The organism is Pseudomonas typographi (assembly GCF_014694385.1).
Classification (GTDB): domain Bacteria; phylum Pseudomonadota; class Gammaproteobacteria; order Pseudomonadales; family Pseudomonadaceae; genus Aquipseudomonas; species Aquipseudomonas typographi.
The window spans coordinates 24763-38775 of sequence record NZ_JAAOCA010000038.1 but is presented as its reverse complement, the minus strand read 5'-3'; the positions used below and the strand labels follow the sequence as shown (position 1 = coordinate 38775).

12 protein-coding genes and 1 pseudogene are annotated in these 14013 nt (G+C 59.4%); 8 read left to right on the top strand and 5 right to left on the bottom strand.

Going from position 1 to position 14013, the window contains the following annotated elements; translation table 11 throughout:
* Window positions 1–44: 44 nt before the first annotated feature.
* Window positions 45–998, bottom strand: a complete 954-nt coding sequence (locus tag HAQ05_RS23335; RefSeq protein ID WP_190425210.1) for a LysR family transcriptional regulator — start codon at window positions 996–998, stop codon at window positions 45–47.
* 102 nt (window positions 999–1100) lie between these two features.
* Here HAQ05_RS23335 and HAQ05_RS23330 point away from each other — a divergent pair, with 102 nt between their 5' ends.
* The 6 genes and pseudogenes from HAQ05_RS23330 (at window position 1101) to HAQ05_RS23305 (ending at window position 7663) form a co-directional block, all read left to right on the top strand.
* The gene (locus HAQ05_RS23330) at window positions 1101–1769 is read left to right on the top strand and encodes a DsbA family oxidoreductase (RefSeq protein ID WP_190425207.1); all 669 of its coding nucleotides are present in this window, start codon (window positions 1101–1103) and stop codon (window positions 1767–1769) included.
* 11 nt (window positions 1770–1780) lie between these two features.
* Window positions 1781–2803, top strand: a complete 1023-nt coding sequence (locus HAQ05_RS23325; RefSeq protein ID WP_202988110.1) for an LLM class oxidoreductase — start codon at window positions 1781–1783, stop codon at window positions 2801–2803.
* A 50-nt stretch (window positions 2804–2853) separates the two neighbouring features.
* A pseudogene (locus HAQ05_RS23320) lies at window positions 2854–3411 on the top strand (transposase); the annotation flags it as partial.
* A gap of 316 nt (window positions 3412–3727) precedes the next feature.
* The gene (locus HAQ05_RS23315; protein ID WP_190425204.1) at window positions 3728–4234 is read left to right on the top strand and encodes a sigma-70 family RNA polymerase sigma factor; all 507 of its coding nucleotides are present in this window, start codon (window positions 3728–3730) and stop codon (window positions 4232–4234) included.
* Window positions 4234–5172 (top strand): FecR domain-containing protein, encoded by a 939-nt coding sequence (locus HAQ05_RS23310; protein ID WP_190425201.1) that lies wholly within the window; start codon window positions 4234–4236, stop codon window positions 5170–5172. Before HAQ05_RS23315 ends, HAQ05_RS23310 begins: the two co-directional genes overlap by 1 nt.
* A gap of 73 nt (window positions 5173–5245) precedes the next feature.
* On the top strand, window positions 5246–7663 hold the full coding sequence (locus HAQ05_RS23305; protein ID WP_190425198.1) for a TonB-dependent receptor: 2418 nt from the start codon (window positions 5246–5248) through the stop codon (window positions 7661–7663).
* Between the two features lie 88 nt (window positions 7664–7751).
* Here the strand turns inward: HAQ05_RS23305 and HAQ05_RS23300 are convergent, their stop codons facing one another.
* Entirely contained in the window at window positions 7752–8621 is an 870-nt protein-coding gene (locus HAQ05_RS23300; protein ID WP_190425196.1) for a LysR family transcriptional regulator, read from the bottom strand.
* Between the two features lie 100 nt (window positions 8622–8721).
* On the opposite strand from HAQ05_RS23300, the gene HAQ05_RS23295 reads away from it, so the two are divergent.
* Window positions 8722–9318 carry a LysE family translocator gene (locus tag HAQ05_RS23295; protein WP_190425193.1) on the top strand — a complete coding sequence of 199 codons (597 nt, stop codon included), beginning with the start codon at window positions 8722–8724 and terminating at the stop codon, window positions 9316–9318.
* Between the two features lie 240 nt (window positions 9319–9558).
* On the opposite strand, the gene HAQ05_RS23290 is transcribed toward HAQ05_RS23295, so the two are convergent.
* Window positions 9559–10551 carry an alpha/beta hydrolase family protein gene (locus tag HAQ05_RS23290; RefSeq protein ID WP_190425190.1) on the bottom strand — a complete coding sequence of 331 codons (993 nt, stop codon included), beginning with the start codon at window positions 10549–10551 and terminating at the stop codon, window positions 9559–9561.
* Between the two features lie 10 nt (window positions 10552–10561).
* On the bottom strand, window positions 10562–11929 hold the full coding sequence (locus tag HAQ05_RS23285; RefSeq protein ID WP_190425187.1) for a 2-hydroxycarboxylate transporter family protein: 1368 nt from the start codon (window positions 11927–11929) through the stop codon (window positions 10562–10564).
* A gap of 95 nt (window positions 11930–12024) precedes the next feature.
* Here HAQ05_RS23285 and HAQ05_RS23280 point away from each other — a divergent pair, with 95 nt between their 5' ends.
* Window positions 12025–12975, top strand: a complete 951-nt coding sequence (locus tag HAQ05_RS23280) for a LysR family transcriptional regulator (protein WP_190425184.1) — start codon at window positions 12025–12027, stop codon at window positions 12973–12975.
* 132 nt (window positions 12976–13107) lie between these two features.
* On the opposite strand, the gene HAQ05_RS23275 is transcribed toward HAQ05_RS23280, so the two are convergent.
* A complete protein-coding gene (locus HAQ05_RS23275; protein WP_190425179.1) occupies window positions 13108–13752 on the bottom strand; it encodes an FMN-binding negative transcriptional regulator in 645 nt (214 codons plus the stop codon).
* Window positions 13753–14013 lie beyond the last annotated feature (261 nt).

Genomic DNA, 14013 nt, shown 5'->3' with positions numbered 1-14013 from the left:
TATCTTCTCCTTTGCGCTACGCGCAAAGATTGACCATGCGAGCTCTAGACCCCACCATCAGCCGCTAAACGGACCGTCTGCGTGTAGCGGTCCCAATACGGCGGACTACCGAAGTGCTTCTCCATAAAATCCAGGAAGCAGGCCAACTTCTTTGATCCCCGCCGGTTGGGCAGATAGGCCGCCCAGATGGCGCCCTCGCTAGCACCGGGCGTAGCAGTCCAGCCCTCCAGCACTCGAATCAATCGACCCGCCGCCAGATCTTCGCCGACCAGCCAAGTTGGCATCAGCAGCAGACCGCCACCGCCAATAGCGACCTCGCGCAGCAATTCCGATCCATTGGCTTTTAGATTACCCGACACCGTCACTTTTTCGCTCTTGCCTTCGCGCGCGAGAATCCAAGTAGGACTGCCATTGAGGTAGTCGAATTGCAGACAATTGTGCTGCGCCAGATCGGCGGGCCTGATCGGTGCTCCATGCTGCCCAAGGTAGTCGGGACTGGCGCAAATGACCCGGCAATGCGGTGCCAGCTTGCGGGCAATCAGCTCCGTGGATGCCATGGGTCCGAGGCGGATGGCCACATCGATGCGCTCCATTGCCAAGTCGGCCACCGTGTCAGACAGACGGATGTCGAGCTGGATGCCAGGGTATGCGCGCAGGAATGCAGGCAGCACGGGACCCACGTGCAAGCGACCGAATGCGACCGGCATGGCGACGCGCAACAAGCCGCTGGGCGGGCCGGATACCTCGCTCACAGTTCGATCGGCACCCTCTAGTTCCTCCAGGATGCGCCGGGCGTCCTCGTAATACTGAGTACCCTCTTCCGTCAGCGTCACGCTGCGGGTCGAGCGGTTCATCAGCCGTGTCCCAAGGTGTTCTTCCAAGGCGTTCAGTTGCCGCGTCAGCGACGAAGGTGCGACGCCCAGCCGGCGCGCCGCCGGAGCGAAGCCCCCTTGTTCAACCACTGCGACAAACGCACTCAATGCTGCAAAACGATCCATGGCAACCTTTGCGCACCACGCAATGAAGAAGGTTTATTTTAGCGGATTATCAACTCGGGGCAACGCGAGCAAGATGACTCCAACACACACCGGAGAACCATCATGACCATTCAAATCACCGTTACGTCCGATTTCATTTGCCCCTGGTGCTTCATCGGCGAACGGCGGTTAGCCAAGGCCATCGAGGCCCTGCCTGCTGACACCGCCATCGAACTGCAATGGCGTCCATTTGAGCTCAATCCAGACATGCGCCCCGAGGGCTTGAACCGCAAGATGTATCGGTCGATGAAGTTTGGCAGTTGGGAACGCAGCAAGCTTCTGGATGCACAAACCGCAGCCGCCGCCTGTGGCGACGACATTGCCTTCAACTACGAAGCAATGGAGAAGACACCCAACACCTTCCTCGCGCACCGGTTGATGCGATTCGCCGCAGATCATGGGCTGGCCACGGAAGTCGCCCGGGCCGTGTTTTCGGCCTACTTCGAACACGGCCGTGACATCGGCGACGCCGCCACGCTGGTCGAGATAGCCACTGAGAACGGTTTGGACCACCAACAGACGGCCGCTTTCCTGGCAGGAGAAGAGGGCGTGGCGGAGGTCCGCGCGGCCGAGCAGGATGGCCAGGGCCGGGGCGTTCGCAGCGTTCCGCTGTTCGACATCGGCGGGGAGATCATCAGTGGTGCGCAATCCGTACAGACCTTCACCACTGCCCTACAGCGCGCCATGGAACAGGATGACGCCTGCACTGGCGGCGCCTGCTCGATCGGCTGAGGAGCACGACGATGCGCCCTTCGACACTCACGCAGCATCCGGGCTTTGCCCGGATGTTTCAGCCTGACCGGCTGACGCTTGGTTTGATGCAACCCATGGCGCCATTGATCAACGGTGTCCCTGACATGGCGGGTCAACTCGCGCTGGCCGCCCGTGCTGACGCGTTGGGCTTCGCGGCTCTATGGGTACGCGACGTCCCGCTGTTCGACCCGGAGTTCAACGATGCCGGGCAAATATACGATCCGTGGGTTTGGCTCGGCCAACTGGCAGCCGTGACCCGACGCATCGCCCTGAGCAGCGCCGGCATCGTGCTCCCGCTTCGGCACCCACTGCACACCGCGAAGGCGGTCGCCTCGGTGGATGCGGTCAGCGGCGGACGGTTTTTGCTCGGGGCGGCATCAGGTGACCGTGCAAGCGAATACCCCGCCTTCGACCGGTCACATGCATCGCGCGGCGAGGCCTATCGCGAATATATCGAGGTCATTCGCCGCAGCACCTCCGAGGATTACCCGGAACTATCAGGCACGTTCGGCAGCCTGCACAACCTGGATCTGCTGCCCAAGGCCACGGGCCGGCACCTGCCGCTGCTGGCGGTCGGCAGCGCGCAGCAGAGCCTGCAATGGATCGCCCGCAATCTAGACGGGTGGGTCACCTACTTTCGTCCACTGGAGCAGCAGCGTCCTCGGATCGATACTTGGAATCGCACAGTGCAGTCCATCGTGAAGGGCGCATTCCTTCCCTTTACCGAGTCGATGTTTATCGACCTTGCCGAAGATCCGGACACCACACCCTCACCGATCTTTCTAGGCTACCGGCTCGGTCGTCATCGCCTGTTAGAGGAGCTCACCGCGATGGCGCAGGCAGGCGTACATCACGTCGCCTTCAACCTACGGCACAGCACTCGGCCTGCCGGTGAGGTCATGCAAGAACTGGCCGAATTCGTTCTGCCGCTCTTTCCCTCGCCGGCGATGCATTTCTCTGGACCTTCTGCGCCCCTCGAACTGTCTGGGCAGAATCATGAAACATCTGTTTGACGGGGATTAATTGCTGCTTGAGGTCTTGCACGCAGCAGCTTTGCAACTGATACGGTACCGCGCCGATGCTGGCCTGGATGGTGGAGGAAAAAGACATCGAGCCGCATGTGCCGGTGTGGGACAAAACTGAGCGCAAGAACGACAGCTTTTCGAGTAACGATTTCCACTGGAATGAAGAGGCCGAGGAATACCGCTGCCCAGCCGGCAGCCCATTGCGCAGCGAATGGCGAGCCTTCAAGAACGAGCGTTCGCACGTCACCAAAGCCAACACCATCATCTTCCGATCCAGACAGACCGACTGCGCGACATGTCCGACGAAAGCCAGGTGCTGCCCGAACACTTCGACTCGCAAGATCGCTCGCAGCGTCCATGAAGCCGCTCGCGATGTGGCTCGGCGCATTGCAGCAACGCCGGCATATCAGCGCTCTCGCCACGAACGTAAAAAGGTCGAAATGTTGTTCGCCCACCTCAAGCGCATCCTGAAATTGGATCGCCTGCGGCTACGTGGCATAAGTGGCGCGACGGATGAGTTCACGCTGGCCGCTGCGGTGCAGAACCTGCGACGGCTGGCCAAATTTTCATCTCAAGGGCCACCAGTCACGGGATAGGTGCGCCTGCACCAAGCAAAAAACCTCAAATTAACCCAATAACAGAGCGGCAAAGTTCATCGAAGGACCGAAAAACCACTCAATGTGGTGAGTAGGTTCTCCGGTGGTGGTCGTGCCTGAGTTCAGGCCATTTGAAAATCCGACTTTTTCAACAGAATCGGCCAATAGCAGACATCCGCAGTAGATCTGCAAAATCTGTGGCCGCGTTGCAATACCCCGTTTTGGAGCGTGTTCAACGTGGGGTCAGCACGGCTGATCTGCATTGATATGAGAATCATTACCACTTATCATCGGCGCTTCTTTCGGGGGGCGTGTAGTGAGTGATGATCCTCTAGGGCTTCTCTATTCGGAGCACAACAGGTGGCTAACAGGTTGGCTTTATCGCCGCTTGGGCTGCAACAGTCAGGCGGCGGATCTCGCTCAGGACACCTTCCTGCGCATCCTCACCTCGCAGCGCAAAACCGGTGAACGTCTGACCCTGGATCGGCCGCGAGCTTATCTGGCGACCGTAGGACAACGGCTGGTTTGCGACCATTTCCGCCGCCAGTCACTGGAGCGGGCGTACCTAGACATGCTCGCGACGGTGCCCGAGGCCTTTGCTCTGTCAGCGCAAGAGCAGTGCCAGATGCGCGAGACGCTGTTCCAGCTCGACGCTTTGCTCGATCGCCTCAAACCAATCGTCCGTACGGTATTTCTGCTGGCACAGCTCGATGGCCTGACCTATGTGCAAATCGCCCGGCAGTTAGGCATCGGCGAGCGCACGGTCAAGCGCCACATGGCCAGCGCATTCGAAGCCTGCATCCTCAGTGACGTGGCGTTGTAATGCCTGCCCAGGCCCCTATCAGTCGCGACGTTGCGCGCCAGGCGGCGCATTGGCTCGTGCTGATGCATGAGCAGCCACTGAGTGCGGCGCAACAGCAAGCGTGTGCACGGTGGCGCGCGACCAACCCCGAGCATGAGCGCGCCTGGCAACGCGTGCAGCATGTGCAACACCAGCTCGGCAGCCTTCCTTCTGCTATGGCCATGGGCACCCTCAATCGTGAACGGCGCCAGGCCTTGAAAACGCTGCTGGTGCTGGCCGCCATGGCACCTGCTGGCTACTTTAGCTACCGCTTCGGCGCCGGGCAGGGCTGGATGGCCGATTACCGTACCGGCGTTGGCGACCGGCAGCAGTTGACACTCACCGACGGCAGTGTCGTCGACCTCAACACCGACAGCGCCGTCGATGTGCGTTTCGATGCCGGGCAACGGTTGATTCGTCTAGTGCGCGGAGAGCTGTTGATCAGCACCGGCATCGACCCTGCTGGGCGTCCGCTACGGGTGGCCAGCGAACAAGGGATCATGGAACCATTGGGCACGCGCTTCAGCGTGCGCCAGTTCAGCGGCATCACTCAGTTGGCGGTATTGCAAGGCCGGGTGCGTGCCACTCCCGCGCAGGCCGCGCCGAAGGTAGTAGAGGCAGGCGAACAAGTGCAGTTCAGCCGCGAGGCATTCGGCCCGTTACGCCCGGCCAGCGAGCTGAGTACTCGCTGGACGCAAGGCCAGTTGGTCGCTGAGAACATGCGTCTGAGCGATTTCCTGCAGGAGTTGAGCCGCTACCGCCCAGGCCGCCTGCACGGTGACGAAAGCGTATCGGATGTGCGAATCAGCGGCGGCTTTCAACTCGACAACAGCGACGCCATTCTCGCCGCGCTGCCGATGACCCTTCCAGTCAAGGTCGAATACCGGACTCGCTATTGGGTGACGGTGAGCAAGGCGTAATTTTTTTGGCCCGTTTTTTTACGGCGCTCGTCCTTGGTAGTGAATCTGTAACCAGCCAAGGACATTTTGCGCCATGACCCATTCCGGTATCCCGCGCCGGGCCGCACGTAGCACCTTCGCCATGGCATTGTTGACCTTTGCCTTGGCCGCCCAGCCGCTGTGCGCCCAGGCAGCCGGGGCGATCCAGCATTACAACGTCCAGGCGGCGAGCCTGACCCAGGCGCTGGCCGGTTTCAGCGCGCAGGCGAAGATCACCGTTCAGTTCGCCCCGGCCTTGACTCAAGGGTTGAGCTCGCCGGGACTGGAGGGTGATTACACGGCAGAGCAAGGCCTCGCCATGCTGCTGGCAGGTTCCGGCCTTGAGGCGATGCAACTGAGTGATCGGATTTACGGACTGGTCAGAGCCAGTGCCGAGGCAGACAGCACGCTGACGCTGCCGGACGTCAATATCAGCGGCAGCCGCGCCAGTGCCGACGGCTCGGAAGCCGCGGGTTATGTGAGCGAAAACATCAGCAGTGTCGGTGCGCTCGGCAGCATGAAGCTGCAAGATACGCCTTTTTCCATGAGCGTAACCTCGCAAGCATTAATCAAGAATCTGCAGGCGACCTCGACCGACGATGTGTTCAAACATAATCCGTTCGCCCAGCTGTATTCACCCAAAAGCGCCGGTTACGCCAGTGCGATCACCCTTCGCGGCTTCGGCGGCTCCTCCAGCTTGAACATCGCCAATGATGGCCTGCGTTTCAGCACCCTTGCCGACGGAGGCAATTTCATTGAGGACACTGAACAACTGGAAGTGGTGACAGGCCTTACCGGTTTTCTGTACGGCCCGGCGTCTCCGGGAGGGTTGGCCAACTACGTGCTCAAGCGCCCGACCTACCAGCGCTACAACAGCGTCACCCTCGGCAATGCCGGCGGCGAGAACTACTACCTGCACGGCGACTTCGGCGGCCCTATCGACAGCGAAGGCAAGTTCGCCTACCGACTCAACGTGCTGACTCAAGACGGCGAAACCGCGATTGACCTGCAGAAACGCCGCCGGCAGATGATCAGCCTGGCCCTGGACTGGAATGTCAGCGACGATCTGCTGGTGCAGTTCGATGCCTCTCACAAGGAAAGCCAGACCCGCGGCTTGACCAGCTATTGGTACTTCGCCGATCAGGCGTACCGCCCCAGCGCCTCCTCGCTGGACACCGACAAGCTGTACAGTCAGAAGTGGGCCTTCTCCGACAACCAGACCGACAAGGCCGGTGTGCGGGCCAAGTGGCGCTTGAATGACACCTTCAGTGTGCGTGCCGCGTTCGCTGCGCAGCAATACACCCAGGAGTACACCTACACCGGTCCACAAGTCGATGCACCTGATCGATACACACAACCACTGTATGCGTTTGCTCCTCTCCAAACGCAAGAGTACTCAGGGTATCTGTTTCTCGACTCGCAATTCGTGACCGGCCCGCTGGGCCACACATTGACGCTGGGCTTTCAGGGCAACAGCTCGCGTAGCCTCATGTACGAGGACCACATCCCGAGCCAGCAATACAGCTCGGTCACCGGCGCTGCCGTGTCACTTGATGAGCAGCCGCAGGTGAGCAAGCCCGATTACTCCATCGGCCACGGTACGCAACACATTTCCAGCACCAGCGACACCGAGAACTTCTTGATCGGGGACATCATCACGTTCAACGAGCAATGGTCCACGATCCTCGGTTTGACCCATACCAGGATCAGCACCTACAACAATGATTTCGTCTATTCGGCCCAACCACTCAAAACCGAATACGACAAGAGCCTGACCTCACCCAGCGTGTCGCTGATCTACAAGCCTATGCCATGGCTCACTACCTACGCCACTTACATCGAAGGCCTGCAGAGTGGCGGCATCGCACCTTCGCGAGCAATCAACGCCGGGACGGGGTTGGCGCCGCAGATCAGCGAGCAATACGAAATCGGCGCCAAGGCCAGCATCGGTGAAACACTGGCGACGCTGGCGCTGTTCAACATTAAAAAGCCTAATGCATACACCAACACGGATCGGGTCTACGTGCAGGACGGGCTTCAGGAGAACAACGGCTTGGAGTTCAGCGTCACAGGCAAGGTCACCCCGCGATTGACGATCGTCAGCGGCTTTACGCTGCTCGACCCAGAGGTGAAGAAGGGGGCGACGCGGGCAAACGACGGCAACTCTCCCGTCAACGTTGCCAAGCAATTGGCCAAGGTTTATGCCGAATATGACGTGGTATCTGCGCCAGGGTTTGCGTTGACTGGCCGTGCGTTCTACACGGGCAAGCAGTATGCCGACGAAGCCAATGACTATCGCCTTCCGGCCTTCACCACGTACGACGCGGGGGCCCGCTACCGCCTACCGTTGGCTGGCAATGACCTGACCCTGCGGGTGAATGTGAGCAACCTGACCGATAAAAAGTACTGGCTGAACAACAGCTATCTCGGTGATCCGCGTACAGTGGCTTTCTCTGCGCAGCTGGAATTCTGATAACGCTTTAACTGGGGTGCTTGCCACCGCCGGTGCCGAGCAGAGGCATAAAACCCCTGACCGACAGCCGTTCGCGCACACCCTGATCTCAACGCCTGAAAACCCGAATGACCGACAACGCCAGCTCGCTAGCCGCCAACGAGGTTTCGGCATGGCGCTGATACAGATTGATCGCAAAGGGGGGCAATTCCGGCAGGCCGCTGTTAGCCGGTAATATCTGCAAATCCTTGGGCACCGTGAACGCCAGCCAGGCCGTAACCGCCAAGTCCGCGCGCACAGTGGCGCAGGTCGCTTCGATGTTGCCGGACTCGTACACCGTGCGCCAAGCCCGGCCCTGGGTTTGCAACGCGGAAACAATCGCCGGGCGAAAGGAACAGGTTTGCGCAACCAGCGAGACCGGCAAGGGCTGTTTGCTGAAAGCGCTGCCACCCGACGCCCCTACCCATACCAAGCGCTCGACGCACAGGCACTGGACATTGAAGCGCCCGCCCTGCGTACTCGTCACCGGCTCCTCGACCAGCGCCAGGTCAATCTCGCCCCGTTCGAGCGCCGTGACCAGATCGGATGAGGCGGCGCACATGAGTGAGACTTCCGCCTGCGGCCACGCCACTTCATAGGCCTTCAACGCCGACGCCAATGCCTGGCCCATCAAATCATAAGGAACCCCAAACCGAACCGGGCCGCTGATGGTTCGCTCCGTCATCTCGGCCCACACCTCATCATTGAGTTCAAGCAGCGCTCGCGCTTTGATCAGCAGCCGATCACCGGCGCGGGTCAGGCCCAGCCTGCGAGGTTGGCGGTCGAACAACGGCGTGCCGAATACGTCTTCCAGGCGCTTGATGTGCTGGCTGATAGCGCCTTGGGTTAGGTGCAGCGAGTGTGCAGCAGCCGTCATGCTGCCGCGCTCATGGACGGCGACGAAGGTACGAAGCAGGCTTATATCGAGGTGGCGCGGCATTCTGGCATTACACTATCTAATAGCTGGGATTAAAAACCATGGTTATGCTAATGCATTACCTTGCTCTAGGCTAAGGCGCTTTCCGAGCATTGAGCAGGTTATGGGTATCGACAGTGTCTGGCCTTTGGCGATGTTTACCGTTGCCGCCACGATTACACCGGGCGGTGCGACCACACTGGCCACTGCCTCCGGTGCGCAATTCGGGTTCCGTGGTTCAATCCCCTTGATGCTGGGCATCGCGACGGGGCTGGCATCCATGGCCGCCGGCGCCGCCTTCGGCCTGGCGAATGTGTTGCATATCAGCCCGTTTTTGCCCTTGGCCTTGAAAGTCGCCGGCACCCTCTATTTGCTTTGGCTGGCTTGGAAGATCGCCCGCGCTCCAGCACCGGGGGCGGGAACGAAGGCGGCACGCCCCATTGGCTATATCGCTGGCCTATGGATGCTTTGGCACAACCCAAAAGGCTGGGCCATGACAGCTGGGGCGGCGGCTGCGTATGCCAACCTCGCCAGTGACCCGGCGCAACTGGCAGTATTGATGGGGTTGAGCTTCGGGCTCGCTGCGGCCGCATCGCTATCGCTCTGGTGCGTCGCGGGGCGCGAATTGGCCCGACGGATAAACGACCCGGCCCATTGGCGGATTGTAAATGGCGCACTGGGCGGGCTGATCGCGGTGTCTACCGTTCCGATGTGGGTCTAGAGGCCTGAGGGTTTTCAAGGCCACGCCGGAACAGTCACTTCACCAGGGTCGCGCTGGGGCGGCGCGGTCGCGTTTACATCGCGCTATTGGGCAGTGGCGGCTGGATCAAGGTGAGGTGCGGCAGGCGACCACCGGTAGAAACGTATTCCGAAGCACTGCAAGGAAACGATCAAACCGGCATTGCCCCGCTCAGCGAAGTTGCAGTGGGAACTCGCATTCCTTACTGGTTGCGCACGGCCATCAGGAGCGTTTCGTTAGCGTCTTATCCAGCCATGAAGTGATCAGGCCCGCAATGTGGTCGCTGTTATTGTCCATCATCAGCAAGTGTGAGTTGCCCTTGACGCCCCGTGCGGGCATGTCGAGGGTCGTCACGCTTCCCCCCGCCGCGCCTAACGCGTCAAACCAGAGGTCACAGCGAGTGCGATAGCCTGACCACAACTCACTTTGCGCGAAATAGTCTCCCCACACCACGCAATGTGGAATATGCGCAATCGCCTTAAGCGCGCCCGAGTGAGGTTCAGGAGCGCCGGCTGGCTCGATCAGTACAATCGCCGCAACATGTTCCGCCGCCTGCGTCGCGACGGTCATGGCATGGCGGGCACCCTCGCTGTGGGCCACAATCACGCTGCGCCCCATCTTTTTTACCAAGGCACAGTAAGCCTCGGTCGTCATGTTGCCGCTTTGCGTCCATCGCGCTACAAATTGTCGGTTCAGTGAGTCAAGGCAGCCGAGTGGAAACCGCTGCCCTGTGTAGCCCATTTGCTGCGCGGGGTCGAGCGAAAAGCCACTGGCTGGGCCGAACCGGAAGATCGACCACGCCTGTTCGATCGTCCTGTGTTCAGGCTGTTCGGCCCGTATCAATGGTGGCGCCCAAGAGGCGCGCCCCCGGTCGACAGCATCGCTTACGCAGGTATCAAAGCCGCTGCGCATGAAGTATTCATGCCAGCCGGGGCGCCCGTCGGGCGTTTGTTCCCATGTACTGCCGGTCATCCCTCCACCGTGCCACAACAGCAACGGCAGCGGATGGCGAGGCTGCGCAAGCGCAAAATGCTGCACATACATTTGCCCCACCATGTAGTGCCCGTTAGGGTTTGAAACGCGGGGTGGCATGTTGGGTACAGAATGAATAACGCCGGGTTCAACCCCCTCAACACATACCGTATGGCCACCGATGTGAAAACCGCGTACGGAGCGCAGGCAGATGGGTAACAGGTTCTCTTGCAAACTCGTCATTGGGGTTCCCTCAGGCCGCGATGTGCCGGATAGCCAACAACGCCAGCGTCACGGTGATGGCCCCACCAATGCGGGTAGATATCTGCGCGAATGGCATCAGCGACATTCTGTTGGCTGCGGTGAGGATGGCGATGTCTCCCGTTCCTCCTTGGCCGCTGTGGCAGGCGTTCACGATTGCCACGTCAATTGGGTACATGCGAATGAAGCGTGCGACGACAAAGCCGCTGGCCATGATGGAAAAAACGGTTGCCACGACCGTCACGACGGTAGGCAAGGTGAATGCGCTGACGAATTTGTCCCACGGGGTCAATGCTATGCCCATCGCGAACAGCAGAGGGTACGTCACAACCTTGGAGAAAAACTCATAGACCTCCCTGGCACCCTGCTCGAGCCGCCGTGTCATCAACCGCCCCAATTTCACGATCACTACCAGAAACAACATGGTGATAGGCGCGGGGAAGCCAAAGAGCTGCTGCCCGACCATACCCATTAGGTACAGGGTCACGATGGTGATCGCTGCCGTGCCTACATTGATAGGGTCAAAACTATAGGCAGCAACCGATGCGTCGCGGCTGCCGGCTCCAGCCTCGATATCGTCGAGCGCCTGGAGCCGCCCTTCGCCGGTGAGGTGAGGGAATTTCTTACCGACCATGTTTAACAGGCCAGCCAACAGCACCGCAGTAAAACTGCCCAGCATCACAACCGGAATCGTTTGTGCGAAAACCGTATCTTGAGGTTGGTTCAATATCAGCGAATAGCCCATAGACAATGGTATAGCGCCTTCGCCTAGACCGCCTGCCATCAAGGGCACTACCACAAAGAATAACGCATGCATCGGGTCGTATCCCATCGCCATTCCCACGAGCGTACCGACGATACCGCCGACCACCGAGCCGACAGCCAAAGGAATGAATATCTTGGCGAACCCGGCCAGCAGAACATGCCGGTCCATGCTCAGGATGCTGCCGACAATAATGGCCGCGATGTAGAGATAGAGAAAATTCGACTCTTTGGTGAACTGCTTGATGGCCAACACCACCGAAGCCGGTAACCACCCATAGTAGGTGAGTGCCGAGGGCACAACGAAAGCCAGGATCGCCGTGGCGCCCATTACGGAAATGAAAGGCAGGTGCTTACCCAGCTCCATGAATGCAAAGCCGCCCAAGGCGAGCAGGCCAATGATCATGGTCAAGTCGGCAGGCACTTTTCCCACATGGATGAGGATACACACCACCACCAGTAGAACCAGGTAAACCGGTAGCGGAAGAATACCGACCCGAAGGGCCATGGCCTTGAACCAATAGCGACGCCACCCGTTATGGCTTGAATTGACCTCCGGCTGCGCGGAAACGTCCGGAAGGCGAGATTCAGGATTCATGCTCAGGACTCTTGTTTTGATTGTGAACTCGCAATCTAAGCGTTTTTGATATATAAAAAAAATATGCTTATTTTATAGGGGTATATTTAGTATTTATGGATAAAGCCAAGGTGCTTGAGACGCGACGTTTACTCGCGTTCATTGCCGTGTTCGAAGAAGGTAGCTTCACCGCAGCGGCAGCCCGAATGGGCATGGCACAACCTGCATTAAGCATCGCCATCAGCAAGCTTGAGGCTCAGTTAGGTACACCGCTGCTGATTCGCGAACCCCGCGGGGTAAAAGCGACTGCGGCGGGTCTACTGTTGTCCCAACGCGCCTATGAAATAATCGGCCTTATCGAATCAACCGTCGAGGAAGTGGCAACGGTTGAGCAACACCCCACCGGGGAGGTTGCCATTGGTCTTCCATCCTCTACTGCCGCGGTGCTGGCAATTCCCCTGGTCGAGCGCCTGGCCAAAACGTACCCGGGTATACGCCTACGGCTGGTGGAAAGCTTCTCGGGCTATTTGTGGGACTGGCTTCTTAACGGCCACATAGATATCGCAGTGGTGTTCAACCAGGCGAGCCGACCGGAAATCATTTCCACGCCGTTTGCATGGGAAAAAATGCACCTTATTGGCAAGGCCCTACCCGGTGAAGCCAACGCACCTATCGAAGCCGGGCAACTGACAGGCTTGCCTATGGTGATGCCGTCTCGAAAGCAAAGCTTTCGCGATACCATCGAGCACCACATACAGAAACAGGGCGGCACGCTAGACGTCCAAATAGAAATCGATGCTGGGCACCAACTGATAAAGCTCATCTGCAGCGGGCGCTTTTATAGCATCTTGTCACCCGGTTCGGTCGCCCATGAAATCAGCACTGGCCAACTGCAAGCCCGCCCCCTGGCGCAGCCGCTCGAGCGCGCGATCTGCCTGGCCCAGCGCCGTCTTCGTCATCAAGCCACCGCCGTGCGTTGCGTGACTGACGAGCTACTCAGTGAAGCGCGCGCGCTGATCGTGGCAGGTGTCTGGGATGCCCGCATAGAGGCCCCTCTCTGCACTTGAAGGGCAGCCCCGCGCGGCTGAATGGCCCGGTAATCGCCGTGGAGGTCGTTGAAAAGACCTCACCCACCGCGGCCCGGCAGCTCGATCACCATCGCCGTGACCCGACCCTCACCAGCGGCATTCGCATCGGTGCTAGGTGCCAGGGCCTTTTCGCTGAGCGACCTCATGCATCGACAGGCTCAGTGCGGTATGGCCGCGCTCGCCGAGGGCGTTTGCGGCGCCGCTGATGTCATTGGCCTCTTTGTTCTGGCTGAGCTTGAATTTTCCAACCAGCCGGGTGATTTGGATCTCGACGCCAACGATAGCTTTGAGCATAGATTCAATATAGTCCCTCGGCCCATCAGTCATCTTCCATGGCTCGGGTTCAGCGGCTTCATGTGTCCGGGTCAAGCGTGCCACCAACCCGCGCACATAGCGCTCGTCGTCTCGGACCAGGATACGGCCATGTGCGTGAACAACCTTGTAATTCCATGTCGGCACCTGCTTATGGTGCTCCCGTTTACTGGGGTACCAGTTGGGAGAGATGTAAGCCTCTTCTGCGCGGAACACGACCAGCACTTCATCGGCATTTTGAACGTTCATCCATAGCGGATTGTTTCGCGCAACGTGGGCGTGAAGGGTGCCCCAGGGGCCTTGGTCCGCCGCGAGTTCAAAAGGTAAGTGGTTTGCGTCGAGACGATCACGACCGTGGGTAAACACAATACCCAGTGGGTGGTGCTTGATAAACGCGTGCATAACATCCGCGGAAGGTTCGTCGAAGTGCGCTGGAACGTACATATCGTCTCCAAAATGGCTCTGTAAAATTAAAGCCTCAATGCCCTGCTGCCTGCCATCGGCAGCGCGCAAGCGGCCAGGCGTGTTCCGGCACTTGAATGCGCAGGTGCTGCTGCCGCCCGTGATACATCGCAGCGCCCGTTTCCGCCACCCGCTACACCGGCTTGATCTCACCATGTGAGAGTATGGCGCGGTTCGTTGTGCCAAGGCTTGCCGCTGTTTTGCACAGGGGGTAAACCTTGGCTAACGACCTTCGCAGGAATG